21 protein-coding genes are annotated in these 26,705 nt (G+C 42.3%); 11 read left to right on the top strand and 10 right to left on the bottom strand.

Annotation, left to right across the window (positions count from 1 at the left end; translation table 11 throughout):
* The first annotated feature begins 127 nt into the window (after positions 1-127).
* From DFQ04_RS14755 to DFQ04_RS14730, 6 genes are all read left to right on the top strand, one after another.
* Positions 128-2,248 carry a bifunctional aldolase/short-chain dehydrogenase gene (locus tag DFQ04_RS14755; protein ID WP_133557220.1) on the top strand — a complete coding sequence of 707 codons (2,121 nt, stop codon included), beginning with the start codon at positions 128-130 and terminating at the stop codon, positions 2,246-2,248.
* Between the two features lie 53 nt (positions 2,249-2,301).
* The gene (locus DFQ04_RS14750) at positions 2,302-3,339 is read left to right on the top strand and encodes a GntR family transcriptional regulator (protein ID WP_133557218.1); all 1,038 of its coding nucleotides are present in this window, start codon (positions 2,302-2,304) and stop codon (positions 3,337-3,339) included.
* 91 nt (positions 3,340-3,430) lie between these two features.
* Complete coding sequence (locus DFQ04_RS14745) at positions 3,431-4,759, top strand: FGGY-family carbohydrate kinase (RefSeq protein ID WP_133557215.1); 1,329 nt, start codon at positions 3,431-3,433, stop codon at positions 4,757-4,759.
* Between the two features lie 14 nt (positions 4,760-4,773).
* Complete coding sequence (locus DFQ04_RS14740) at positions 4,774-5,532, top strand: (Fe-S)-binding protein (RefSeq protein ID WP_133557213.1); 759 nt, start codon at positions 4,774-4,776, stop codon at positions 5,530-5,532.
* Positions 5,529-6,887: a lactate utilization protein B gene (locus tag DFQ04_RS14735; protein ID WP_133557211.1), complete on the top strand. Its 1,359-nt coding sequence runs from the start codon at positions 5,529-5,531 to the stop codon at positions 6,885-6,887. The genes DFQ04_RS14740 and DFQ04_RS14735 overlap by 4 nt, the downstream gene beginning before the upstream one ends.
* Positions 6,884-7,444 (top strand): LutC/YkgG family protein, encoded by a 561-nt coding sequence (locus DFQ04_RS14730; protein WP_133557209.1) that lies wholly within the window; start codon positions 6,884-6,886, stop codon positions 7,442-7,444. Before DFQ04_RS14735 ends, DFQ04_RS14730 begins: the two co-directional genes overlap by 4 nt.
* A gap of 31 nt (positions 7,445-7,475) precedes the next feature.
* On the opposite strand, the gene DFQ04_RS14725 is transcribed toward DFQ04_RS14730, so the two are convergent.
* Entirely contained in the window at positions 7,476-7,856 is a 381-nt protein-coding gene (locus tag DFQ04_RS14725; RefSeq protein ID WP_133557207.1) for a VOC family protein, read from the bottom strand.
* Between the two features lie 34 nt (positions 7,857-7,890).
* On the bottom strand, positions 7,891-8,931 hold the full coding sequence (locus DFQ04_RS14720) for a 6-bladed beta-propeller (protein WP_133557205.1): 1,041 nt from the start codon (positions 8,929-8,931) through the stop codon (positions 7,891-7,893).
* Positions 8,932-9,063: 132 nt separating this feature from the next.
* On the opposite strand from DFQ04_RS14720, the gene DFQ04_RS14715 reads away from it, so the two are divergent.
* The 5 genes from DFQ04_RS14715 (at position 9,064) to DFQ04_RS14695 (ending at position 13,001) form a co-directional block, all read left to right on the top strand.
* The gene (locus DFQ04_RS14715; RefSeq protein ID WP_133557203.1) at positions 9,064-9,885 is read left to right on the top strand and encodes a sugar phosphate isomerase/epimerase family protein; all 822 of its coding nucleotides are present in this window, start codon (positions 9,064-9,066) and stop codon (positions 9,883-9,885) included.
* 91 nt (positions 9,886-9,976) lie between these two features.
* A complete protein-coding gene (locus DFQ04_RS14710; protein ID WP_133557201.1) occupies positions 9,977-10,573 on the top strand; it encodes a DUF2911 domain-containing protein in 597 nt (198 codons plus the stop codon).
* Positions 10,574-10,691: 118 nt separating this feature from the next.
* A complete protein-coding gene (locus DFQ04_RS14705; RefSeq protein ID WP_133557200.1) occupies positions 10,692-11,162 on the top strand; it encodes a hypothetical protein in 471 nt (156 codons plus the stop codon).
* A gap of 6 nt (positions 11,163-11,168) precedes the next feature.
* Positions 11,169-11,807, top strand: a complete 639-nt coding sequence (gene trhA / locus DFQ04_RS14700) for a PAQR family membrane homeostasis protein TrhA (protein ID WP_133557199.1) — start codon at positions 11,169-11,171, stop codon at positions 11,805-11,807.
* 90 nt (positions 11,808-11,897) lie between these two features.
* Positions 11,898-13,001 (top strand): acyltransferase family protein, encoded by a 1,104-nt coding sequence (locus DFQ04_RS14695; RefSeq protein ID WP_133557197.1) that lies wholly within the window; start codon positions 11,898-11,900, stop codon positions 12,999-13,001.
* Positions 13,002-13,100: 99 nt separating this feature from the next.
* Here DFQ04_RS14695 and DFQ04_RS14690 read toward each other — a convergent pair whose 3' ends face one another.
* From DFQ04_RS14690 to DFQ04_RS14655, 8 genes are all read right to left on the bottom strand, one after another.
* Positions 13,101-14,267: a Gfo/Idh/MocA family protein gene (locus DFQ04_RS14690; RefSeq protein WP_133557195.1), complete on the bottom strand. Its 1,167-nt coding sequence runs from the start codon at positions 14,265-14,267 to the stop codon at positions 13,101-13,103.
* A gap of 153 nt (positions 14,268-14,420) precedes the next feature.
* A complete protein-coding gene (locus DFQ04_RS14685) occupies positions 14,421-15,437 on the bottom strand; it encodes a sugar phosphate isomerase/epimerase family protein (RefSeq protein ID WP_133557193.1) in 1,017 nt (338 codons plus the stop codon).
* 104 nt (positions 15,438-15,541) lie between these two features.
* Positions 15,542-16,750: a hypothetical protein gene (locus tag DFQ04_RS14680; RefSeq protein WP_133557191.1), complete on the bottom strand. Its 1,209-nt coding sequence runs from the start codon at positions 16,748-16,750 to the stop codon at positions 15,542-15,544.
* A gap of 92 nt (positions 16,751-16,842) precedes the next feature.
* Complete coding sequence (locus DFQ04_RS14675; protein ID WP_133557189.1) at positions 16,843-17,901, bottom strand: aldose 1-epimerase family protein; 1,059 nt, start codon at positions 17,899-17,901, stop codon at positions 16,843-16,845.
* A gap of 209 nt (positions 17,902-18,110) precedes the next feature.
* Entirely contained in the window at positions 18,111-18,944 is an 834-nt protein-coding gene (locus DFQ04_RS14670) for a 3-keto-disaccharide hydrolase (protein ID WP_133557187.1), read from the bottom strand.
* A complete protein-coding gene (locus tag DFQ04_RS14665) occupies positions 18,941-21,628 on the bottom strand; it encodes a c-type cytochrome (RefSeq protein WP_133557185.1) in 2,688 nt (895 codons plus the stop codon). The genes DFQ04_RS14670 and DFQ04_RS14665 overlap by 4 nt, the downstream gene beginning before the upstream one ends.
* Before the next feature lie 207 nt (positions 21,629-21,835).
* Positions 21,836-23,347 (bottom strand): RagB/SusD family nutrient uptake outer membrane protein, encoded by a 1,512-nt coding sequence (locus tag DFQ04_RS14660; protein WP_133557183.1) that lies wholly within the window; start codon positions 23,345-23,347, stop codon positions 21,836-21,838.
* Between the two features lie 45 nt (positions 23,348-23,392).
* Positions 23,393-26,494 (bottom strand): SusC/RagA family TonB-linked outer membrane protein, encoded by a 3,102-nt coding sequence (locus DFQ04_RS14655; protein WP_133557181.1) that lies wholly within the window; start codon positions 26,492-26,494, stop codon positions 23,393-23,395.
* Between the last annotated feature and the right edge of the window lie 211 nt (positions 26,495-26,705).

Genomic DNA, 26,705 nt, shown 5'->3' with positions numbered 1-26,705 from the left:
TCACTAGTTGATTTTATATTCATTTAGAATCAATGAAAGAAAAATAAATTCACTCAAGACACTACAGGATACTTGAAACCTTGATTTCTCTGAAATTCATCAAATAACAAGAAGACCTGTTTCCTATATGAATACACCTATTATGAGTTTTAAGCACGTAAGCTATCTCTGGGATGATAAAAAAGCATCCCAAATGGAAGGTAATGAAGTTGACCTGTTAATCTATCGATCCAATATATTAGGTGCAGACCTAAGAATAACCAATTATGGGGGAGGTAACACTTCCTGTAAGACCATTGAACTTGATCCATTAACCAAGGAACCCGTGGAGGTCATGTGGATCAAAGGATCCGGAGGGGACATAGGAACCATGACCAGATCTGGTTTGGCTGGATTGTATGTAGAAAAACTCCGCTCATTGGAAGGTATTTATAGAGGAATTGAATTTGAAGATGAAATGGTGGAGCTTTTTAACCATTGCATCTATGACCTGGCTTCAAAGGCCCCTTCTATAGATACTCCACTTCATGGATTTTTACCTTTCAAGCATATAGACCACCTTCATCCAGATGCTGCCATTGCCATTGCGGCATCCAAAGAAGGAGAAAAAATCACCCAAGAACTCTGGAAAGGAGCTATTGCTTGGGTTCCATGGCAGAGACCTGGTTTTGACTTAGGTCTTAAACTCAAAGAGACTTTAGAGAAAAACCCAGGCATAAGAGGAATTATGCTTGGAGGTCATGGTCTGTTTACTTGGGGAGATACTGCCTACGAATGCTACATGAACAGTTTGGAGGTGATCGAAGCGGCATCTGCATTTTTGGCTGCTAATTATGGCAAAACCAGACCTGTTTTCGGAGGGGAAAAGGTAAGTTCCTTGGATGCTGAAACCAGAAAATCTCAAGCTGCAAAACTGGCTCCCATCCTTAGAGGCCTCGCTTCTTCGGAAAAAAGAATGGTGGGTACATTCAACGATTCAGAAACCGTACTTCAGTTTATCAATAGCCATGATCTAAGCAAGTTAGCACCTATGGGTACCTCTTGTCCAGATCACTTCTTAAGGACAAAAATCAGTCCTTTGGTTCTGGATTTACCAGCAAATGCTGACTTGAGCGATGCAAAAGCTTTGAAGGAAAAAATTGGAGTTGCATTTCAGGCCTACCGAGAAATGTATGCGGATTATTACGAGAAGCATAAACATCCGAATAGCCCAGCCATGCGAGACCCAAATCCAGTGATCATTTTATGGCCTGGAGTTGGACTTTTTAGCTATGCAAAGGATAAGCAAACCAGTAGAGTTGCCTCTGAATTTTACATCAATGCCATCAATGTAATGCGAGGGGCTGAGGCTGTTTCTTCTTACGTTTCGCTTCCGCTTCAGGAAGCATTTGATATCGAATATTGGTTGCTTGAGGAGGCCAAACTTCAGCGTATGCCTAAAGAAAAACCTCTTTCCAGAAAAATTGCTCTAATCACAGGCAGCGCTGGTGGTATCGGAAAAGGAATCGCGGAAAAGTTTGTTCACGAAGGTGCCTGTGTGGTATTGACCGACATCGACCAAGAAAGGCTAGATGGAACTTTAGCTGATTTTGAGAAGAAATACGGCAAAGATGTGGTATTAGGCGCTAGGCTTGATGTCACCAATACCGAAAGTTTAGCGGAAGCCATCCAAGCTACCTGCCTGAAATTTGGAGGAATTGACATCGTAGTGAATAATGCAGGAATCTCTATTTCAAGAGCATTCGAGGATCATACCCAACAGGATTGGGACAGATTAAATGACATTTTGGTCATGGGACAATACCATGTCTCAAAAGTCGGAGTGGATTTGATGAGAAAGCAGGGATTGGGTGGAGACATCGTCAATGTAGTCAGTAAAAACGCCCTGGTTGCGGGACCGAAAAATGTGGCTTATGGAACTGCCAAAGCTGCTCAATTGCATATGTCAAGGTTAATGGCAGCGGAATTGGCCGAGGACAAAATCCGCGTCAATGTAGTAAACCCAGATGCTGTGATTGAAAATTCAAATATCTGGGAAGGAGGATGGGCCGAAAATCGAGCGAAAGCTTACGGCATTGAGGTGAAGGATCTTCCTCAGTATTATGCCAATAGAACTTTACTCAAAGAAAGCGTCAAAGTCAGCGATATAGCTGATGCTGCTTTTGCCTTTGTCAGTGGATTGCTGAGTAAATCCACAGGAAATATGCTCAATGTGGATGGAGGCCTTGCGGCTGCTTTCCCTCGGTAAGTCCGAACGAAGTACTTATTACCCCATACCCGAACCCAATAACCCAGTAACCTATGCTACTAGACAAATCTGAAAAAATCGCCGTGGACTCGCGCACGCCGAAGTATTTGCAAGTCGTGAATTTGATCCTAGAGGAAATTGAGAAAGGCAAACTTAAAATAGGTGATAGAATTCCCTCGATCAATGAAACCAGTTTTGACTTTTTGCTTTCCCGCGATACGGTGGAAAAAGCATACAATGAATTAAGGGACAGAGGAATCATTACTTCTGTGAGAGGCAAGGGATTTTATATCTCTTCTACGAATATGGGGAACAAGCCAAAAGTGCTTTTACTTTTCAACAAGCTGAGTTCCTACAAAAAGATAATTTATTACTCTATTGTAGAAACTCTAGGCTCTAATGCCACGGTGGATTTACATATCCACCATTACAATCGAAACCTTTTGGAAGACCTTTTGGAGCAAAATCTTGGGAAATACAATTACTACGTTTTGGCTCCTCATTTCTTTGACTCAAATGGACATCCGGAGAGCGCCTATGATCTGATTAAAAGAATTCCAAAAGAGAAACTGTTGATTTTAGACCGGGCAGTAAAAGATCATGAAAATGAATTTCCGGGAGTTTACCAGGATTTCGCCAAGGATATTTTTGAAGTATTGGAATCAGGAATTTCCCATTTGAGAAAATACCAGCGTTTGATCTTGGTGTTTCCAAAAGGGGATTTGTATCCAGTAGAGATTATGGATGGATTCAAGCGGTTTTGCTTTTTCCATGATTTCAAAAACCTAATTGTTGATGGAGTAGATGATGACGAACCATTAGACGCCGGCGATTGCCATATCGTTTTGGCAGAATCTGACTTGGTGAATATTGTCAAAAAATCCAGAGAACAACTGCTCAGACTTGGACGGGAGGTTGGGGTGATTTCTTACAACGATACCCCTCTAAAAGAAATCCTTGCAGATGGCATCACTACCATTTCTACAGATTTTCACAGCATGGGTAAGTCAATAGCCGAGCAAATCATAGGTAAAGAAGATCGGATTCCAATCAAAAATCCTTTCCGAATGACTTTGAGAAAGTCGCTTTAGATTGGAAAATTTAAAGATTGAAAAATTTGAAAATTGCCTTCAAAGGACTTTCTAAAAATCGAAACTCATACATCGTAAATCGTACCCATAAATGTCCAGAACTCCCGTAACAGCTGTCTTTGACATCGGGAAAACGAACAAGAAATTTTTCCTTTTTGATGAAAATCTAAAAGAGGTTTACCATACCTACACTCGAATGGAAGCCATCCCTGATGAGGATGGTTTTCCAAGCGAGCCCATCCTGCCAATGCGGGATTGGATGCTAGAAACTTTCAAAAACGCCCTAGCTTCCACCGAATTCGAAATAAAAAAACTGAACTTTTCCGGACATGGAGCCTCTTTTGTCCATACCGACGAAACAGGGGAACCAGTCACGCCACTTTACGATTACCTAAAGCCCTTTCCAGAAGATTTATTAGAGCGTTTTTATACCGAAAACGGGGGCAAAATGAGCTTTTGCCAGCAAACCTCCTCTCCTCCTCTGGCTATGCTCAACTCGGGTCTGCAGATTTATTTTCTCAAATATGCCAAGCCTGAAAAATTCAAAAATGTAAAGCACTGCCTCCATTTACCCCAATATTTGAGTTTGATTTTTACGGGGCAGATGGTTTCTGATTACACTAGCATTGGTTGCCATACTGGACTTTGGGATTTCTCTAAAATGGATTATCATGAATGGTTAAAAAGGGAAGGTATTGAACCTCTTTTGCCACCCATTCTCCCCGGGAATTCCCTTCTGCAAACCAAATCTGAATTAGGAAGTATTCCTTGCGGAATAGGGGTCCATGATTCTTCTGGAGCGCTTTTACCTTATTTGGAACAAGAGAAACAGCCATTCGCTTTACTCTCAACCGGAACTTGGGCGATCAGTATTAATCCGTTCAACAAAACTCCATTGACTGAATCCGAGCTTTATCAGGATTGCCTTCAATTCTTAAGTATCTCTGGAGAGCCAATCAAGATTTCCAGATTATTCATCGGGGAAGAGCACAAATACCAAGTTGAGCAAATGTACTCCCATTGGAATTTGCCTTTAGGAACCTACAAAAAGCTGCAATTTGATAGAAGTATTTACCAAAGAGTCGCCGATTCAAAAGTGAAAAAAATCGGTTTCCATTACCTGAAGCCTCAAGACTATGGCTTAGAAAAAGCAGATTCCTCAGATTGGAATCAATTTTCTGATTTTACTGAGGCCTACTACACCTTCATCCATGAATTGACAGACATTCAGGTAGCTTCATTGAGTCTTGTTTTAAATGATACTCAAGTGAACCGGGTTTTTGTGGATGGAGGATTTAATGCGAATTCTATTTTTCTGGAAATGCTGAGAATTAAGCTTCCGGGAAAAGAAATTATCCCCAGTGATTTTCCAAACGGTTCCGCATTAGGAGCCGCTATGCTGGTGAATATGTTATCCTAAGCTTATCTTCCAAGATGAATTCCCAAAAACCCCATATAGGCCTCTTTATTCCCTGCTATGTGGATCAATTTTATCCAGAAGTTGGAATAGCGACCTTGGAGTTATTGGAAAAGTTTGGTTGCCAAGTCAGCTATCCCTTGGATCAAACCTGCTGTGGGCAACCCATGGCCAATGCGGGCTATGAGCGCGATACTGTCGGCACTTCTGAGCGATTTATTGAGCTATTTCAGGAATACGACTACGTAGTGGCACCTTCGGGAAGCTGTGTGCTTCATGTAAAGGAGCATTTTCCGGTTATTTCAGGAAAAGAAAAAGCCCAAAAAGCAATTCATGATAAAATCTTTGAGCTAACTGAGTTTCTCACAGATATCCTTAAAGTCAAAGTGCCAAAAGGGAGTTTCCCCCATCGGGTAGGATACCACGCTTCCTGCCATGGACAGCGGGGACTTCGGCTCGCTTCAAGCTCAGAGATGAATATTACACCTTTCAATAAGGCAAAAAGTCTTCTTGAAAATCTGGAAGGTTTGGAATGGGTGGAGCTCAGTCGATCAGATGAATGCTGCGGCTTCGGAGGAACATTTGCCGTCACCGAAGAAGCTCTTTCCTTGCAAATGGGAAAAGACCGCTTGGATGACCACCTAAGCCACGATGTAGAAATCCTCACGGGTGGAGATATGTCTTGCATTATGCATCTTCAAGGAATAGCGAGCAGGGAAGGAAGAAAATTGAAGTTTATGCATGTGGCAGAAATCTTAAATCAGGCCATACAATGAGTCATCCACAGGCAGCAGGCGAATTTCTCAAAGACCATCCGAAGGCCAAATGGCATGATGAAACGCTTTGGTTTGTTCGGGATAAAAGGGATCGAATCAGTAAAACCATTCCTGAATGGGAAGAGCTACGGAATCTAGCCTCACAAATCAAAGAAAATGTTCTATCCAAGCTGGATGAATACCTTATTGAATTTGAAAAAAATGCTCAGGCCAATGGGATTCATGTCCATTGGGCCAAGGATGGAGAAGAACACAATCAACTTGTTTTAGAGATTCTTCGCAAGCAAAATTGCACGGCCATCGTCAAGAGCAAATCGATCCTAACTGAAGAGTGCCATCTCAATCCCTATCTAGAAAAAAACGGGATTGAAGTAGTGGATACCGACTTAGGGGAAAGGATTGTTCAGTTTTTAAATCAGCCTCCAAGCCATATTGTCCTTCCTGCTATTCACCTGAAAAAGGGTGAAATCTCAGAACTTTTTCATGAAAAACTCCACACTGAAAAAGGGAATGAGGACCCAACTTACCTGACTCAAGCTGCACGAATTCATTTGAGAGAAAAGTTTTTGGGGGCAAAAGTTGCCATAACGGGAGTTAATTTCGGAATTGCCGAAACCGGAGAATTCGTGGTCTGTACCAATGAAGGAAATGCCGACATGGGCGTGCACTTGGCAGATGTGCATATTGCCTGCATGGGGATAGAAAAAATCATCCCAAGGCGAAAGGATTTGGGGGTTTTCCTCAGGCTTTTGGCAAGATCAGCCACTGGGCAATCCGTCACGAATTATAATTCACATTTTCGCAGTCCCTCACCGGGAAAAGAAATTCATATCATCCTTGTAGACAATGGCAGGACAGCCCAACTTGCACGGGAAAAATTCAGAAACTCTCTCAAGTGCATCCGCTGTGGAGCTTGTATGAATACCTGCCCGATCTATAGAAGAAGTGGAGGTTATAGCTACGGGAGCACGGTTCCCGGTCCAATTGGGTCCATACTTTCTCCAGGTTTGGACATGAAAAAATACAGTACGCTTCCATTTGCTTCTACCCTTTGCGGAAGCTGCTCGGATGTCTGTCCTGTGAAGATCAATATTCATGAGCAGTTGTACGAATGGAGACAGGAGATCACCAAAACCCATGGAGAATTGGGAAAAGGACTTTCCATGAAACTGGCGAGTGGAATTTTCAAAAGTCCATTGGCCTATAAAATCTCTGGAAATCTGATGCGGGCTGCCTTAAAAACTTTACCTAAATCCCTGATTTATCATCCTATAAATAGCTGGGGAAAAGGCAGGAATCTACCAGAAACACCCGAGGAAACTTTCAAAGAATGGTATCTTAAAAACAGGAAATGAGCAGCCGGAAATCCATTTTAGAAGCTATCAAGGCTATTCCAAGAGAAGAAAAACCTCTTCCTGATTTGCCAGATTTTGGTATTTCCGGGGAATTGGAAGAAGGCTTCACTCAATCCATTTTAGGAAATAAAGGAGAGGTTTTGGAAAAGTCCGTTTTCGAGAATTGGTTGGCAACCCAGGATTTTTCAAAAATTCTTTCCCTCACAGAATCCTATCGAAATCTTTCCACAATCGAGCTCCCAAAAGATCCTCATGAGCTAAGTACTTTGGATTTGGCGATTTTGGAGGGTCAATTTGGAGTTGCTGAAAATGGAGCAATATGGCTGGATGATTCACAGCTTTTTCTCCGAGCAATACCTTTTATTACTGAGCATTTGGTCATTGTGTTGGATAGAAAAAACCTAGTCCCTACCCTTCATCAGGCCTACCAAAGAATCGGAGATGCTCACTCAGGATTTGGACTTTTTGTAGCTGGACCATCCAAGACTGCCGATATCGAGCAGTCCTTAGTCATAGGAGCCCATGGAGCAAAAAGCTTACGGGTTGTCTGGAAATAGATCGGTTTTATCCTAGTAAGCCTCTGACATTTTATTTCCTGGAGTGAATCGCAATCCTGTTCCCTTCGGAATCCAGGAAAACCCCCATAAAACCGATATCAGGAGCAATCATTCTTTTAGGGATTTGAACTTCGCCTCCTGCATCTTTGACTTTACTGAGTTCAATTTCGCAATCCTCAGAGGAAAAATATACCAAGGCTCCAGCATGTCCGCTGGTTTCATAAAACTGCTTGTGATAGACCAAACTCCCAGTCGCCCCCTGACTAGTTTCATCACCGGGAAACCATGCCATCTGAAAATCGCCCATCACTTGTTTATTGAGGGTGCAATCAAAAACTTGTTCATAAAACTTGATGGCGCGATCCATATCGTTGACAGGAATCTCAAACCATCCTACGGTTACTGATTTCATAGCTGGGGTTATTAAAATGAATACAAAGATTTAATTAGACTCTTGTTAATTTGATCGGATACGTTTTCCCAGCATTCCACTGACAGACATAGATATTTTCATCCTGATCAATACAGACATCGTGGCAATGCTTGAAAACCGCTTCCTTTTGAACCATCAACTGAAGCTCCCCATTTCTGTACTCAGGAGCTGTTCCACCCGGGTTGGAAACCACCTTATTGTTTTGATCCAAAATGGTCACAAAGCCTGAATTATCGGTTTGTTCCAAATATTTCAACCTAGACCAGCATACTCCCGCGTAAAGATTTTCTCCGTGAATGACCGGTCTGCAAACAAAAGCACCCGGAAGAAAAATCGTCTCTATATAATTCCCGTCCAGCGTAAAGCGCTTAAAGGAATTATGCCCTCTAGAAGTACAGAGCAAGGTCGGCTCCTTTCCTCCCCTCTGATCAATGGCAATCCCATGAGCCGTGCTGAACTGACTATCCCCCTGACCTGGACCTCCAAATTTTCGGATAAATTTTCCGTTCTTATCGTACTGAAGGAAATATTGGGAGCCATATCCATCAGCGATGTATAAATCCCCATTTGGAGCCACAGCTGTTTCGGTCGGAACCCAGCGCATTTTTTCCTCATAGATCCCCTCCTTGATTGGAGAAATTACTTCAGAAACCACTACGCCTGAAAGGGTAGTTTTTACAACCCTACCACCATTATCCACGACCCAAAGGTATTCTGCATCCCCCTCATCCACGATCGACAATCCATGCGCCCGATCTAATCCCAAAGTCCAATTATCCAGCAATTTTCCGCTTTGATCATAAATCAAGACATTGTTTTTAGCCTCATCAGTAAGCATGATCATCCTTCCTTTCCTATCCATAACCATTTCATGGCAATTGATCACCGGATATTTGGCTGGATCTAGATTGCCCCAAGTTGGATCAATCTGGTATTTAAAATCCCCATGTCCGAGAATTTGGTTTTGCGAGGCTAAAAGGGAAAGATTGGGAGATAGGGTCATTACCATTCCGATTAAAGAGGTGTCTTTGATGAATTTTCTTCGTGAATTCATAGCTGAAGGAGAATTCTTCAAGTTAAAGAAATTAGGGTAAAAGGCATATGGATTTATCCGAAAGTGGCCTATTTCAATTCCAATCTTTGCCCAAAAATTTCCTAGATTAGAGAAACTCAAAATAGACCTAGTATGAAATCTCGAATTTGGCTTTTCTTAGTATCAATGCTAATCCCATTTAGCATTCAGGCTCAGGAAATTGCTTTACAGCTTTATTCCCTGAGAAATGAAATGAAAGTTGATCCAGTCAAGTATCACCAACTGATAAATCAATGGGGTATCTCGGCTTTGGAAGGAGGAGGAACTTATGGAATGTCCCAAGACGAATACAATAAACTTCTCGCAGAAAATAAATTGAGGATTGTAGGCGTGGGAGCGGATTACAACAAACTCAAAACAGATCCCCAAAGCATCTTGGCTGAGGCAAAAAAATACGGGGCAAAATTCGCTACCTGCTACTGGATTCCTCATGCTGAGGGTCCGATTTCCTTGGAAGAGGTAAAGCAAGCCACCGACCTTTTCAATCAGGCAGGGGAAATTTTCGCAAAAGAGGGAGTCACCCTTACCTATCATCCCCATGGTTATGAATTTGCGAATTCCGGAACCGGAACTCCAATGGATTACATGTTGGCAAATGCCAAAAATTTCAAATTCAACATGGATGTCTTCTGGGTAAAAATGGGCGGAGGAGATCCTTTGGCAATCATGAAGGCTAACCCGGGTAAGTTTCCACAGCTTCACCTTAAAGACCGCAAAAAAGGAACTCCTGGCTCTCCGGATGGACGAGGGGATGTAGAGACTAATGTAGTTCTTGGTACAGGGGATATTGATATTGCAGGATTGATCAAGGAAGCCAAAAAACAAGGAACAGCCTTTTTGGTCATTGAGGATGAAAGTTCAAAATCGGTAGAACAAATTCCACAAAGTGTTGCCTTCATCAAAAAGCACCTTTAAAACAATTATTTATTCCAAATGAAAAAATCAGGCAACTTTCGGCCTGATTTTTTGTTAGTTTTCCAAACCAAACCCATTTATACACAAACACATGAAAAACACGAAGTTCTTTTTCTTGGCTTTTGCCTTGTTTATTACCTCCACCTTTGGAGCATTAGCTCAACTTCAACAACCTGCTCTAAGCCCTGCAGCTACAGTAAGTCAAGTAGTTGGCTTTACCAAAATCAGCATTGACTATTCTTCACCAGCCGTGAAAGGCAGAAAAATCTTCGGTGAAATCGAGAAGTATGGCGTGACTTGGAGAGCAGGAGCTAATGCTCAAACCGTTATCGAATTTAGCACTCCTGTGAGTGTAGGTGGCAAAAACCTAAGAGCTGGAAAGTATTCCATCTTCATGACCCCAACTGAATCAGGTGACTGGACTGTACACTTGAACAGCAAAGCTGCTTCTGTTTTTGCCTATATGAAAGATGGCAAAATCGACGAAGAGGCCGTAGCTAAAGATGATGCAGCATCCTTCAAGGCAACTACCGAAAGAGGTGGAAAAACTGAACGTCTTCAGTACCACATTTCTGCCAATGACAACAAAGTGGCTCATATCACTATGGCTTTCGAAGGTGTGAAAGTTACTTTCCCGGTGGATACCCAAGTGGAGCAGAAAATGGAGCAGTTTAAGACTCAATTCTAAGAAGAACCAACCCAATCAAAATCCCGCCAAACAGCGGGATTTTTTTTTGTTTAGGAAATTCCATTTTTAATTTTTTAAAGCGAAATTAGTTTGAGTTTCAATTCAACTTTTTTCAGCTATGAACTACAATCAAAAACTCGAAGAATTCCTGGGAATTAGTTTGGAGGACTATCCCAGTACAGCTTATTCTTTAATTGAAGCAAGAGCAAGAAGATATTCAAGGTTCCCGGAGTTTTTTTCCTATAGATATCTCGACGAACCAATTTTTGGAATGTTTACAAAAATTGAGGTAGTCACTTTAGAGTATGTCAACAACAGACACATGAAACTTATCGATGAAGATTTCAATGTGTCTAAGTTAGACGTAGTGAAAAAACTCATAGATGGCTTAGTGGATATTTATGGGGCAGACGACAATCGCAACCTTTGGCTAAGCGAGGATGAGGAAGAAGAAATAATTTTAAACCAATGGAAAGGAAGAAGCTGGGATTTCCCGAAAAATGAAGAAATCAGAGCGATTACCATTTCCTTAGAAGAGAATAATTTTCGTCTTTGTATCCACGAAATGGGAAATTTGATCGATTTTTAAACATCGATGCCCAAAAGACTTCAAACTCTTCCGGAAGAAAAAGCCAATGCCCTTTCTCATGCTCTGGGATTCTTGTTGGGGATTATTGGTATTCCATTTTTAATCTCAAAAGCATGGCGACTGGATGATTCTAAGTATCTCATAGGCACATTAGCCTTCAGCTTGGGAATTGTGATGGTTTATGGATTTTCAACGGCATATCATGCTGCAAAGAACTCCAAGAAAAAAGCCAAGCTTCAGATCATGGACCATGTCTCGATTTATTTTCTGATCGCAGGTTCTTATACCCCCATGGTTTTGGCAATTCTTAAAACTGATGATGCGATTCTTTTTCTGTCCATCATATGGGCTTCGGTATTGATCGGTACTTTTTTCAAACTTTTCTTCACTGGAAAATTCAAGACCCTTTCCGTTGTCATCTATTTAACCATGGGCTGGCTGGCAGTTTTCTTTTTCAATGATTTGGTGGAAAGACTTTCTCTGGAAACCTTGGTCTGGATAGGAGTAGGTGGATTGAGCTATACTTTGGGAGTTATTTTTTATGTGCAAAGCAATCGGCCGTACTTTCATACCATTTGGCATGTGTTTGTCTTGGGAGGAACCGCAGCTCACTTTGTCGCAGTTTATCACTTGCTTTCCCATTAATCAACTGGCTAAAACTAGTTGAGAATAATCCGGAAAATGAAAACCATTTAGGCAGGATTTTTTATCTTCAATACAGCCCAAATCCTCCAAATGAACGATCTTTCACCTCAACCTACTCAGCGCTTGGTGTCGCTGGATGTCTTCCGAGGACTCACCATGTTTTTATTGGTCGCAGAGGCCGCTTTGGTTTATGATGCATCGCTGGAGCTTTTCCCTAAAGGAAATATTCTCCATCCCTTTTTCCTTCAGTTTACCCATCACGAATGGAATGGCCTTCGGTTCTGGGATTTGATTCAACCCTTTTTCATGTTCATCGTGGGAGTGGCGATGCCTTTTTCCCTAAACAAGAGACTAGCTTTATCAGAGGATAGAAACAAAGTGGCGCTTCATATTTTGAAGAGATGCCTTATTCTGTTTTTTTTCGGGACTAGCTTACACTGCGTGTATTCCGGGAAAATAGTCTTTGAACTTTGGAATGTTTTAACTCAGCTTTCATTTACCATTTTGGTTACTTTTTTCCTTTTGGACAAAGGGTGGAAAGTTCAGTTAGGTGTTTCTTTAGGGCTTTTGGCATTGACCGAAATACTGTACCGAACCTATAATCCAGAGGTCCCTTATGAACATGGAAGCAATTTTGGTAATTACACGGACATGATTTTGATGGGAAAAATCAACCGAGGAGGATGGGTAGCCATCAATTGCATTCCCACAGCAGCTCATACTATTTGGGGAGCGATATGTGGAAATCTTCTTCTTTCTTCCAAACCTTCCCAAGAAAAAATCAAACTTTTTGTACTCGCAGGAATAGCTGGATTATTGATCGGATATGGATTGGATTGGACTGGAATCACTCCCATTATTAAACGGATCAGCACATCGGCTTTTGTCTTTGCATCGGGCGGATGGGCAATATTATCCTTGGCATTTTCCTTTTGGAGAGTGGATATAAAAAATAGAAGGAAAGGAGTTTTTCCCTTCCTAGTTGTCGGGATGAACTCGATTTTCATTTACCTATTTGCAGAAATGCTGGGCAGATGGATGAATAAGACTGTTGGGATTTTTAGCAACGGAGTTTTTGGACTGCTGGGAATCGGAGAGCACGGACTTTTCCTTATCGCATCATTATCAGCATTGACAGCCATGTGGGGCTTGTGTTATTTCCTTTATCGAAAGGGGATATTTTTCAGAATCTAAAAATTACATTAATAAATCTATCTTTCGGCATTGTTCTCAAACAGTGAAAAAAAGCCCAAACCTTTCGATTTGAGCCTTTTCCTATTTTCTACTTGAGGTTTAAACTTTCTCTACCCACTTGACATGGGTATCTTTCCAAGCCCTGTCCCTCGCCGAATCCAGAACAGCTTCGCAAACTTTCTGAGTTTCGAAAGCATCCCGGAAAGTTGGATGGCATGGTTCCCCAGATTGAAGGCTATAGAAGAAATCTGCCACCTGGTGGATGAATGAATGTTCATAGCCAATAGAAGTTCCTGGAATCCACCAACGATTCATGTAGGGATGATCCCCATCTGTAATGTGGATTGATCTCCAACCTCTCACTTTTCCCTCATCTCCATGATCGAAGTATTCCAAACGGTTCATATCATGCAGATCCCATCGGATAGAGGCATGCTCACCATTGATTTCTAAAGTATAAAGGGCTTTATGCCCACGGGCATATCTAGTAGCTTCAAAAAGCCCCAAAGAGCCATTGTCAAAATGGCAATGGAAAATACAGGCATCATCAATCCCAACAGCTTGCTTTTGTCCAGTACCTTGATGAACTCGCTCTTTGATAAATGTTTCTGTAACTGCTGAAACATCCTTGATTCCCCCATTGATCCACATCGCTGTATCGATGCAATGGGCCAAAAGATCTCCAGTCACACCTGAACCAGCTGCATCTACATCCAATCTCCAAAGCGCATCCCCGCCTTGAGGAAGATCAGGATTGATCGTCCAGTCCTGAAGGAAATTGGCTCGGTAGTGGAAAATCTTTCCCAGCTTACCTGAGGCCACAATGTTTTTAGCCAAGGTTACTGCAGGAATTCTTCGGTAATTGTACCAAACGGTATTTTGAACCCCAGCTTCTTCCACAGCCTTTAGCATTCCCTCTGCCTCAGCGACTGTCCGAGCCAAAGGCTTTTCGCAAAGAATCATCTTCCCAGCCTTTGCAGCGGCAATGGCAATTTCGGCATGCGTATCATTTGGAGTACAGATGTCCACTGCATCGATATCGTCTCTTTCTATGATTTTTCTCCAGTCAGTCTCATAGGAAGCATAGCCCCAGCGCTCTGCGAAAGCCTTTGCATTAGCTTCTCTTCTAGAGCAGCAAGCCTGAAGCACTGGATTATATTCATATTCCGGAAAAAAATCCGCTAGGCGCTTATAGCCATTGGTATGGATTCGGCCCATCAGTCCAGTTCCGATTAGCCCAACTCGAATTAGTTTTTTATTGCTCATAATTTTAAGATTTTAAAATTGAAAGATTGGAAAATTGGGTTGGCAGGGTTGATAGTGTTAGGGTTGAAAAATTTGGACACTCAAAGCGTTAATTTTCTAAATTCCCTTTGCCACCGACATTCCCCTCGTAAATCGTAATTCGTACTTCGTAATTTAATACCCATGTGCTTCCCGCACCTTTATCATTGCAGCAAGAATGTCGTTCCAGGTTTGCTGATTCTCCATTACTGCATTAGGGAACATGCAACCATCCCAACAGATATGTTGGAATGCCTTCGTCAGATTTCCCTTTTCATCTCTAAGCCAGTAGCCCGCATCATTGGCGATATCTAAGAGTCCATTTGGATCCGTTGCCTGGCAATGGCGACCTGTCTTATCGTGTGAACCCGATCCAAAAACAGAACCGTCATTTTGAGCCACGTGGAAATCAATAGTCCAGGGTCTAAGCGCCGCAGTCACTTTTTTCAAAGCTTCTTTCACCACTTCCCTATCCTTCAAATCTGCGTCTGCAGGCAAGATTCTGTGCTCAGGTGCATTATATCCCAAAGTATAAAGGAAAGTATGAGACATATCTGCCTGGAATCCAATATTTGGTCGATCGACCATTTCCAAAAGGTCAACCATATGCTTCCAGCTATGCATAGCTCCCCAGCAGATTTCGCCCTCTGCTGCAAGTCTTTCACCAAAACCAGCTGCAACATCACAGGCCTCCCGGAATGTTTCTGCGATTTGCTTGGTATTCCCTACCGGGTCCTTTGCCCAATCTGAAACACCAGCAGCAGAATCAATCCTCACAATTCCATAATGCCTTACGCCAAGGCCCTTTAGTTTTTGTCCAAATTCACAGGATTTGCGAACCATCTCAACGAAAGTCTTTCTTTGCTCTGCTGTACCCATAGCCGAGCCAGCCCAAATAGGAGCTACTAAGGAGCCGACATTGAGATTGTACTTAGAAACTTTATCAGCTAGTTTTTTTGCCTCATCCGGGTTATTCAAATCAAAATGTGGTTCGAGCAAGCCCACATCAATTCCATCAAACTTGACCCCATTAACTTCCGCTGCCGCGGTCATTTGGAGCAAGGAATCAAAAGCGATCACCGGCTCAGAATCAGGTCCTTTTCCGACCAATCCCGGCCATGTGGCGTTATGGAGTTTTGGGAAATTGTTCATGTTATTGGTTATTAGGTTATTGGTTATTGAATAGGTCAACGGTCCACAGTCGACAGTCCACAGCTTCTTAGTTCTGTGGACTGTAGTCCGTGGTCTGTTGACAATTATTTTATTATCAAATCAGGATTATCCGGTCCAAAATGCTTCAACATCACGATTGGATCAGTTTTGGAAAGATTGGTGATTTTCACTCCGGCTTTAGCGGCATCTTCTGATACGAAATATTCATCATGTGTCAATTGACCGAAGCGGATCATGGCTGGAGTTTCGATATCCCAAACGCCCATTTTCCCATAACCCTGCATCATGATAAAGCCATAGGCGGCCGAATCTTTGATGACTACGGTTTGACCAGGATAAACAGTCAACTCCTTGGCACTATAATCATGAGATCGATAGCAAATCCAGTTTTCATTGTATCCCGCAGCATGCATTTGATCCACATTATGAACAGGCTTTGGCTCCATGTAATGATTATCCATCAGGTTAGGATTCACATTCAGGTCCCAATCGATCATTTCAACCAGCAATTCATAATCTCCCCATCTATTTTTTGGAGTGGCATTCCAAAGCAATTCTTCTGGAATGATCGCTTCATTTACCAAGCTTTGATACATCGCGAAAATATCCGAGGCCTTTTGTGGCTCATAGGTGCAAAGTGAGCCTGGAGCATGAAGCATTCCCGGAGGCACATCCCAGCCTGTTCCCGGTTGAAGCCGGAAGGCCTGAGAATAATTGGTGATTTTATTATCGCCTTTGCTGAAGTTTTTTAGACAATCCAGAATGATATCCTTGGTTGTTCCCGGTGCAATTCCAAAGAAGGTATAAGGAAAATCTCCTCCATGATTATTGACCTGAGGAGGAAAATAGTAAGCTTCTGGCTTACCATTTTGCCCAGTCAAGGCGCCAAACTCATCACTTGGATGGATGTGATGTGGTAAAGGTCCCATGTTATCAAAGAATTTGGAATACATGGGCCAGGACTTGTATTTGTTCCAAAGTCGGGAACCGATGATCTGAGCTCCCAATTCATCAATGGCATCTTTCAACAGAAATAACTCGGTCTTACCTCCATCTTCAAAGGCAACATGACTCAAGCCCTCATTCTTGGAAGTAAGTGGTCCATTTTGAGCTGGAGTGGTGGAAGCAAACCAACGTTCATCTATTCCTCCCCTATTTCCACCCAAAGCATAATAATCATCTGGGTGAAGTTTGATCCTACGCCCGGGCACACAGAAAGATCTTGGCACCCAAGTAGGCGTCAATCTTAAAATTCCTTCGCCCTGTTCTAGGGCCTTTTTGGCTAAACTCATGGTATTGGTTATTAGGTTATTGAGTTACTATTTATTGGAAATTGAAAGATTGGAAAATTGAAAGATTAACCAAGCTCTCCTAATTCTTAATTTTAAACTTTAAACTCCTTTACTTTTTCTCCTGTGAGCACTTCAAGGAGCAAATCATAAGTTCGACTTTCTCCAGGTTCCAAAAGAATCAAGGTTCCATTTTCCCTTGCAGCAGCCTGCCCAATCGGTGGATGCGTAGCAGGCTCCAGGGCTGTGACATATTCATTTTTCCCCCAATGTTGCCAATTGATCAGCCAAGGCATTTGTGTTTTGGAAAATGTGATCTTCAAAGCCAACCTCAATTCATCATTGGCATAGCCACAAATCACCCGATCATTTGAATCTGCTTTTGGATCAATAAATGCCACATCTTCCCCAAAGCCTGAATGCTCATCCATCGGGGCAGCGCAGCGGGTAAATTCATACTTGCGGTTGAAGTCAGTGTTATTCGCATCAGTAGCTTTCGGTTTTTTTTCACCTTGCCAAACGATCCGAGTTCCCTCATCGATCAAAGGCCAGCCGCAATTGATGTGATACAACAGCATATGAGGAGCTGCCGAATTCCCTCTATTTATAACAGTATCTTTTATCCGAATTTCGGGCGATCCGAGGACTCCTGAAATACTTCTGTGCATCTCCAGACTTGGTCCAAAAGTGGTCGTCTCCCGAACTTTAGCCACAATCTCAAAACTCAAATCTCCCGAGAAAATGTCTGGCTGCTTTATGGACACCAATTCCGCAGGAGTATTGGAATAATTCCCATGAAGACCACGGGCTTCTCCCTCATCCGAATTCGGCGGACCTGCATTGGAGAGTCCACAAGTGGTTAATAATCCCCCACCGAAAGTTCGGAGCCAGTCTATTCCTTTGTTGGAAAATGGTTGTGGGGCAGTCATTCCTGCATGCGAAATCCAGGCAAGGCTGTTTTCATTAAAAAAAGCATCGAGGATATCCATTCCCCGGTCAAGAATCAGCTTATAGCGAAGGCCTGTTCCTGTATTCACCCAAGCAATCCTAACTCCTCTTCCTGCTCCATTATCCACAACAGAGGTTTCTATTCCCCCGATCTGCTGGGAATTTGAAAGTTTATACTTCCAACTTGCTGGATTCTGAAGATTCATTTTGGGTTTATGGATGAAACTGTAACCTATAAAAAAGGCCCTCTGAGACTATCCTGCCCTATATGGGTAGCACAGAAAAGCTAGGCTTTAAATTAGGCAAAATGAAAAACAGAATTTTGCCGTTGATCAAAAAAGAAATTTGAAATCACCCTAAAAGCACAAAGGCACAAAATTTACTTTGTGCCTTTGTCTTTAAGTGGTTCAAACCTTTACATCTTTTTCAATTGAACATTCTTAAACATTATCTTCATCGGAGGGCCAACGTGCATCTGCATGCCCATCAGACCTTTTAGCATCCGATTTTTAGAATCCTCATCATGAACTTCGCTCATTAAAGTTCCATTGACATAATGCTTCAACACATTGCCTTGGGCCACGATATGGATTGAATTCCAGTCTCCTTTTTTGATCAGATTACCCAATTCGGCCCGATCTCCAAGGTCTTCTACCAAATTAAGTCCCTTCCATGCATTCCTCTCTACGAATTCGCGAAGATTGGTGATGCTATCAGGCTGGGAAGTAATTCTGGTTTTCTGTCCTCGATAAGCCAAGGTAGTACGCTTTCTCTCCTCGTAGTTTTGTCCAGTGTAGCGATTTCCACCATCAATATCGGCTTGATAGCCCCTTAATGCATAAGGAACTTCAGTGAATCGATCACTTCGATATTGCACTCCCGAATTCCCCGTTTCAGAAATCCAGTAATCCATTTTCAGCTCAAAGTCACCTACTTCCCCTCCCTTCCAAATAATGAAGGTATTCGCTTTTAAGGGATTATCTGCGGAAGTTTCTCCATGGATTGCACCATCTTTCACTGTCCAAAAGGCAGGATCATATTCCCAGCCTTCCAAGGATTTTCCGTCAAAGATGGATTCAAAATCAGCCACTTTTGGATCGGAGTAACCAAAGCTAAAGGCTTTACCTAGAAGAAAGGCGGCTTCTCCCCACCGATTGACTGTTCGAAAGGAACTCAATCCAAGAGAAACCAAAAGGGCTGCCCCCAAAAGAATCACAAAGGATTTCTTGGGACTGAACTTAGTTTTCATTTCTGGGCTGTTGCTTGATTTTTATAAACTGCATGATCCGGATTTCCCCCTGAAACCAAATAGGCTATTAAATCCTTCAACTCTTCTTCGTTAAGTCGATTGATCAAGCCCGGCATCATGATGGAAACCTCGGCGTTCTTTTTCAAAACCACGGTATTCTTTGGAACAGTTTTGATCAGATCCGGCGCAAATGGATTCTGAGAGATATAATAATTCTGCTCGTCCTCATCATTTAACTTTCCTACAATTGAACCGCCTTCCTTCAATTCTAATACAGTAGCATGGTATTGATCAGAAATAGTTTCGCTAGGGTTGATAGTGGCCACCAAAATATCTTTTGGAGAGAATCGAGTTCCCAATTGAGTCAAATCTGGACCGATGACTCCTCCTTCTCCTTGCATGGTATGACAAGACTGACAAAGTACCGCAGAATACATTGCTTTACCTTTTACCAAATCCCTACCAACTAGATTGGCTACTAATGGTTCCGCTTCTTCAAGCGTCCATCTTCTTCCAGGACCTTCTGGCTGAACACCAGAATTGACTATATCATTTCCATTGGCAGTCAAAAGCTTACCTCCAGATAATTCATCATACTTTTCGAATTCGGCTTTATCTACACTGGCAAGCGCCATTTTACGAGCTCTATCCAAGAAACCCACATAGCTTCTACCGCCTTTATATTGAGTTAATGCATTTTTTACCCAAGAAAAATATTCCTCACGCTCATGTGTAGTCCAGCCTTTGTCAGCCCCACCCAAAACAGTAGCATAGAAGGTAGCCTGCGCAGGGGGAACATTGGCAAGCATATTGGCAATGTCCATTCCATATTGTGGATTTCTGAAAATCAAGTCCGAAGAGGCTGTGAAAGTCTTTTGGTAATCAGGATCATCCTTAGCATTTCTAAGTAAGGCCAAGGTTTTTTCTACAGCAGAAGGTGCATCCAAATGAACCATCAAAATACTCAACGATCTATCCAACATGTTATCATTGGCCGGGAAATTAGGATCCAGATAGGCTACTAACTGAGACTTAACTGACTCGGCACCTTTATCATAACGATAAAGAATCACCTCAATTGTACGCAGTAAATCCTGTCTATCCTTTGTACTCAAGGTTTTGAAACCTATCTGCATCAAACTATTCAACATAGCAGCTGCATCCGCATCGGTAGCATGATGGGCCAAAGCAAGGATTGCGTGAATCTTTTTCACAGGATCGGTTTCAGCAATCGCTTTATCCTTCCAGGAAGCAACAGGCTGATGTTCCAAAACAATTCTTGCAGCATACTGCACATATCTATCCGGATTATTCAATTGAGCCCAGGCTTTTTCTAATCCTTCGGCCGGAGCTCCTTCCTTATGATATTGCTCCAAATCTCTTCTGATTTTTGCCGCCTCTGGAAGGTCGGCCTCTGTCATTGGAGTATACGTATCCAATTCTCCTTTGTAGGTCACCCGATAAAGATCAGATTCCAATCTTCTACCACCTGTGGCAAAATAAAATGCACCATCTGGACCGATGATTCCATCTGTCAAAGGAAGTGGAGAACCAGAAATAAATTCTTCAGCACTGGCATCGTAAGTTGCCCCATTTGGTGTCAAATGAATCGCGTAAATAATACCAAAGCTCCAATCAAATGCATAGAGCGCTTTTTTGTATTTGCTTGGGAAGTTTGCTCCATAGCCAAACATGGCATTGGTTGGCGAGCCTTGTCCAATATTCAAAATTGCAGGAAGATTGTCCGGATAATTTGGAGACCATTTAGAGTTTCCTGTTCTCCAGCCAAATTCAGCTCCGCTGGTTACGTGATTGATTCGGGTTGGGCGATACCAAGGCATTCCAAAGTCCCATTCCATATCCGCATCGTAAGCGAAAATGTCCCCTACCTCATTATAGTCGAAGTCAAAAGCATTTCTAAATCCAGCTCCTATCAATTCCCAATCTTTTCCTTCAGGATCAATTCTTGCGATCCATCCTCCAGGAGCCATTCTGCTATTAGCATGACCTCTTGGATCTTTGATCAATGGGAATAGATTATCCTCATTCCAAACTCTTGGAAGACGATAGGAATTCATCTCGGGAACATCCACATGGTTACCCGCAATCAGATAAATACCTTTTCCATCAGGAGTTAACTTCATGCTATGAGGGCCGTGCTCTCCTTGCTGACCTTTAAGTTCTCGGATTTGAGTAATTGTCTCAAACTGATCATCTCCATCCAAATCCTGAATTCTATACAATCCAGTTGGCTGACTGAAGGTCTCATTGGGATTATGGTTCACCATGACATACAGTGAATTGAATGCATAAAGCAAACCTTGTGCATAGCCCATTCCGACCAGGGAATCTGGGACATTGCCCACGATCAGCTTTTCAACCTTTGGCTTGACGGTGGAGTCAGATCCGATCGGAGGTAATTCCAGCCGGTACAAAAAGCCATACTGATCTGAGGTAATCATTCGTCCCTTATCATCAAAAGTCATGGCAACCCAAGACCCCTGGTCATTTTCACCGGGACTGTAAAGCAACTCAGCTTCAAAGCCATCAGGCAATTTGAGTTTATCGATTTTTGGATTTCCGGTAAGCTTTCGACCGGTTTCTTCTTTCTTAGCACAGGAGGTAATCAATACCAGAGCGCCAACCAAAAGAAGAAGAGATTGAGGGATTTTTTTAAGGACCATATGATTTGGATTTATTGCTTTCAAATTATGAATACTTCTATCTCAAGTTGCCAATTAATTCTTAAACATAGTAGCCATTCACAAGGACTATTTACTATTTATCAATTTGTTCACTATCCTGCCTTGTCTGCCAAAAAAATAACCCAGCATCCTTAGAACCCCCTTGAATTCTTTGGACACCGGGCTATCAATTAGAAGAAAACCAACTTAGAAATAAGGACTCAAATTAGATTCATCAGCAGGATAAGCATAAAACTTGTTCAAATTGGTGAATGCATTACTTCTCGGCACAGCACCTGGAAGAGGTGGATAATAATAGGCTTGAGGATTGGCTTTGATTCGGTTACCATGAGGAATAATGATCTCTTGGATTCGGTCAGTACGCTGAATATCAAACCAACGCTTATTCTCGAACGCAAGCTCAACTCGTCTTTCTTTGAAAATTGCTTCCCTTACTCCAGCTTGGCCAGTGGCGGTGGTAGCAGCCAGTCCCGCACGTGTTCTTACTTGATTCAAGTATGGAATCGCTTGACCTGTTTTTCCTTGCTCATTCAATGCCTCAGCCATGAACAATAGGACTTCTGCATAACGATAAATTGGGAAGTTTTGACCATGGTTGTTATGCTGGGAGTGCTTCTTGAAAAACTTCAAGATGTAAGGCAAAGTCTTTGGAACCTGAAAGGCCCCAGACAAAAACACATATCCAATAGATGCATCTTTTCTCAAATCACCAGGTTCATAAGCAGCTATTATATCTGGTGTAGGAATGTTATTTCCTTCACCATCTTGTGGCTGAGGATTACTTGTTCCCATAAGGGGCTGAAGCTCTGCGGCAGAAATCGGTCTTGGTAACCATTGATAGGTGAAATTACCTTGCAATCCAGCGGCTCCTTCTTGAAACTGAACTTCAAAAACAGATTCTGCATTGTTTTTATTGGCAGCGTTATCAGAAAAAGCCATTGCATAAGACGACATCAGCGAATATTTACCAGAGGTAATTACAGGGGTCAACACCTGCTCTGCATCCGACCAACGCTTGAGATTGATATAAACATTGGCTAGTAGGGTTCTGGCAGCACCCTCAGTGACTCTTCCTGGTTCCTGTTTGGATTTATCCAGCAAAAGCGGAATAGCGGCATTCAGATCAGAAATAATTTGAGCATAGATCTCTGCCTCCTCGGAAAGCGGCAGAGCAGCTTCTTCTCTGGATGCCACTGGAGTTAAATGCAAAGGAACTTTTCCAAAATATCTTGCCAATTCGAAATACGCATAGGCTCTTAAAAAGAGAGCCTGCCCCTTGACATTGGCTTTTGCTGCTGCATCAAAATCTACGTCATCAATCAAGGCAAGAATTTGGTTGGCGCGGGCTATAATCAAATAATCTTGTCTCCATTGATTGAGAACATGGACATTGGCAGTGGTACCGTTAGATTCAGGAACCGAAAAATCAGCTAAATCTTCTTGGTTATCCGTCGCTCCAAAGAGAACGTTTCTCGCATAGTAGGTATTGTCAGAGTGCATTTCACCGAGTAACCACGCCCGGTCGTTTACTATGGTACGAAGGGGCACATAAGCCGCATTGACTGCTTGTTCAAAGTCTTTTTGATTTTTGAAGAAAGTAGCCGAACTCAATTGGGTCTCGGGCACCACTGTCAGAAAATCATCACAGCTGCTTATAAACAAACTAGCTGCGAGAAGGACTGGGATATATTTTTTCATTTTCGTCATGTTTAGGTTGATTAGAATAGATCAGATTTCAGCCAATTAGAAAGTAATATTGGCACCAAAGGTGATCGTTCTTGGCACTGGATATGGTCCCAAGTCAACTCCTGGACTTAAGTTACCCCCATCTCCCTGGCCATTGTTCTGCATACTAACCTCAGGATTGGAACCTCCCCAATATTTGGTAAATACCCACATGTTTTGGCCGGACATATAAAGTCTAGCAGACTTTACAGATTTTGGTAGCTTGGTGAAAGTATATCCAACTGTGATGTTTCTAATGGTGAAATAAGAGGCATCCCAAACAAAATTACTGTTAGGCCAATCCCTCTCAATTCCCGTTACATTACCCCCACCGACGGTGGTCCCGAAAATTCCTTCTCCAGGATTCTCTGGAGACCGGAATCGATCCTTTGCTCTTCTAACCATATTGAATACCCCGTCCAAATTCGCTGTAGAGAACAAATGTCTCATGTACAACTCATTTCCTTGGGATCCTGATGCCGTGATACTGGCATCGAAATTCTTGAACTTGAAATTATTGACAAGCCCGTAAATGAAATCAGGGAATGGGTTTCCGATTATAGTTCTATCGTCATTATCTCCCCCGAAAGTAATCACCCCATCTCCATTCACATCTTTAAGCTTGATACTACCTACTGTAGATCTACCTGGGATTTTTGGAGAATTGGCCAAATCTTCCGCATTAGCATAATTTCCTAACTTCTGCAATCCATAAAATTGACCGAAAGGCTGACCGACCTGAGTAATATGCCAAGATCCATATACTCTGTCGATTCCATCCGCCAAGGAAAGTACCTCGTTGCGGTTGATAGAAAGGTTGGCATTGATAGTCCAGCTAAATTGTCCTGTTACTGGGATTGCATTGATAGCAAATTCATGTCCCCAAAACTTGATCTCCCCAATGTTGTCATTGAAGTTGGTAAATCCTGATTCCTGTGGAATCTGAACAGCATAAAGAAGGTTAGTAGTGTTTTTGGTGTAGTAATCGTAAGTGAACTGGATTCTGTCATCCAAAAAACCCAAATCAAAACCCAAATCAAACTGCGAAGTAGTTTCCCATCCCAAGTTTGTATTTTGAAGGGAGGTTACCCCTGCTCCTGAAACTACATTATTCCCAAAGACTGCATTTATGGTATTATTTACCAAGGCATACTGGGTGTAGTTACCGATGTTATTATTACCGGTCACACCGAAACTTGCTCTTACTTTTGCAAATGAAATTGTAGAATTATTTTGTAAGAAGCCTTCGTCAGACATTACCCATCCCACGGAGGTAGAAGGGAAAACACCCCATCGGTTTTCAGATCCGAATCTTGAAGATCCGTCTGTCCGAACTGATGCAGTCAACAAATACTTTCCTTTGTAATTGTAATTCAATCTTGAGAACACAGAGGTCAAAGTCCATTCACCTACATCGGTAAAGGTACCTCCTCTATTGACGTTAATTGCCCCCTGAATAGTGGGAAGGCGGTCATCTGCATAGGTATCGGCCTGTATTCTGGTACGATCCGTTCTGAATTGCTGATTTGAAAAACCTAATAAGACCTCAAAAGCGTGATCATTGATAGATTTACGATAGGTTGCGATATTTTCATTCAACCAAGACAAACTTGAAATATCATCTCTAACGGATACTGCTACTGTAGGAATTGCTACGTTGATCGCAGAAGTTGCAGTAGAAGGATTGAAGGAGAAGAATCTGGAATTAGAAATTTCCACGTTAAAGGTTGACTTGAAAGACAGACCTTTAATTGGTCTCCACTCGGCATAAGTATTTGCTAGCACATTGGTTCTTTTGGTTTCGTTGGTAATTTCCTGTGCTGATCTCACCCAGTTTGGATAGGCGAAGATATTTCCGGTATTGGCTGGAAATCGGTTAAAGAAAGTCAATTCACCTTGTTCGTCGTAAATCGGCATTACCGGCCAGGTATGAAGTGCATTGAATAGAATACCTGTACCTCTGGTACCGTCAGTTCTTGGAGTATTGTCATAAACATACTGAGGAGCAATGTTCACTCCGATATTGATTTTATCAGACACTTGGTAGTCTGTATTCATACGGAGAGAATAACGCTGATAGTCTGTATTTACTACCACCCCTTTTTGATCAAAAACCCCAGCGATTACGGCTGTATTTACCCTTTCCTTATTTGAAGTCACTGTAAGGTTATAAGAGGTGATTGGAGCTCCATTCACCAACATGGCATCATACCAATCGTTGTTTTTATCTCTATACTGGGCTGGATTTTGAAAAACCTCAGGAACTGTCTGCTTCGCATCTTCGTAATATTCCTTCTTAAACTGGGCAAATTCTTCCGCATTCATCATTTCCAATCTCCCTTTCTCAGGGACATTTTGGAAGCCTGTCCAAACATTTAAGTTTACATTGGTTTGACCTACTTTACCTTTTTTGGTAGTAATCAAAACCACACCATTGGCAGCTCTGGATCCATAAAGTGAAGTGGAAGCTGCATCTTTCAATACTGAAATGTCGGCAATTTCATCCGGGTTGATTTGGTTGATGTCTCCAGTGATGGGGAATCCATCCACTACATAAAGAGGATCACTACCCCCTGAAACTGAAAGCTGACCTCTGATCCTGACGCTCATACCCTGACCAGGCTTTCCGGTAGTTTGGTTGATTTGAACACCAGCAAGTCTGCCTTGAAGCTTTTGAGCTACTGAAGAAACGGGAAGGTCTTTTAACTCAGCCTCGTTAACGGTTTGAATAGCACCAGTCACCTCTTTCTTGATCTGGCTACCATAACCAACAACTACGACTTCGGACAGATCTGAAGTGGAAAGATCCAAACTTACATTGACGTTGGTTTGTCCTGCAACGACTGCAACCTCTTTGGTGGCGTAACCCACAAAGCTGATGACTAAAATCTCCCCTGGAGAAGCATCGATGGTAAATGCGCCATCAATATCTGTGACTGTGCCCTTCTGAGTTCCTTTAATAAGGACCAGGGCACCCGGAACTGGTTCATTATCGGGACCAGATTTGACAACCCCTCGAACGGATTGGGTCTGCCCGAAACTCACTATGCTCAGACAGAGCATGATTAATAAAAACCCAAAAAACCGAGTTTTTATTTTAGATAGATAGTGGTTATTCATACAGGTGGGTTTAATGATTGAAATAAAACTTCCTTCAAGATTCATTATATCCATCCTATTTCTATCCTGTTGAATCCTGTCTAATTACCAGAAAATCAGCACATAAAAGGCAGGACACTACAGGACACTAACCGGAAAACAACTCGGGATTTTAGGATAAAAGGATTTCAGACTTGATTAATGGCACTGAAGATTTTCCCTGATTCCTTTT

The organism is Algoriphagus boseongensis, assembly GCF_004362805.1.
In the GTDB taxonomy this organism is placed as follows: domain Bacteria; phylum Bacteroidota; class Bacteroidia; order Cytophagales; family Cyclobacteriaceae; genus Algoriphagus; species Algoriphagus boseongensis.
Note: the sequence above shows the minus strand (reverse complement) of the source record. Positions and strands in the feature narration are given on the sequence as shown.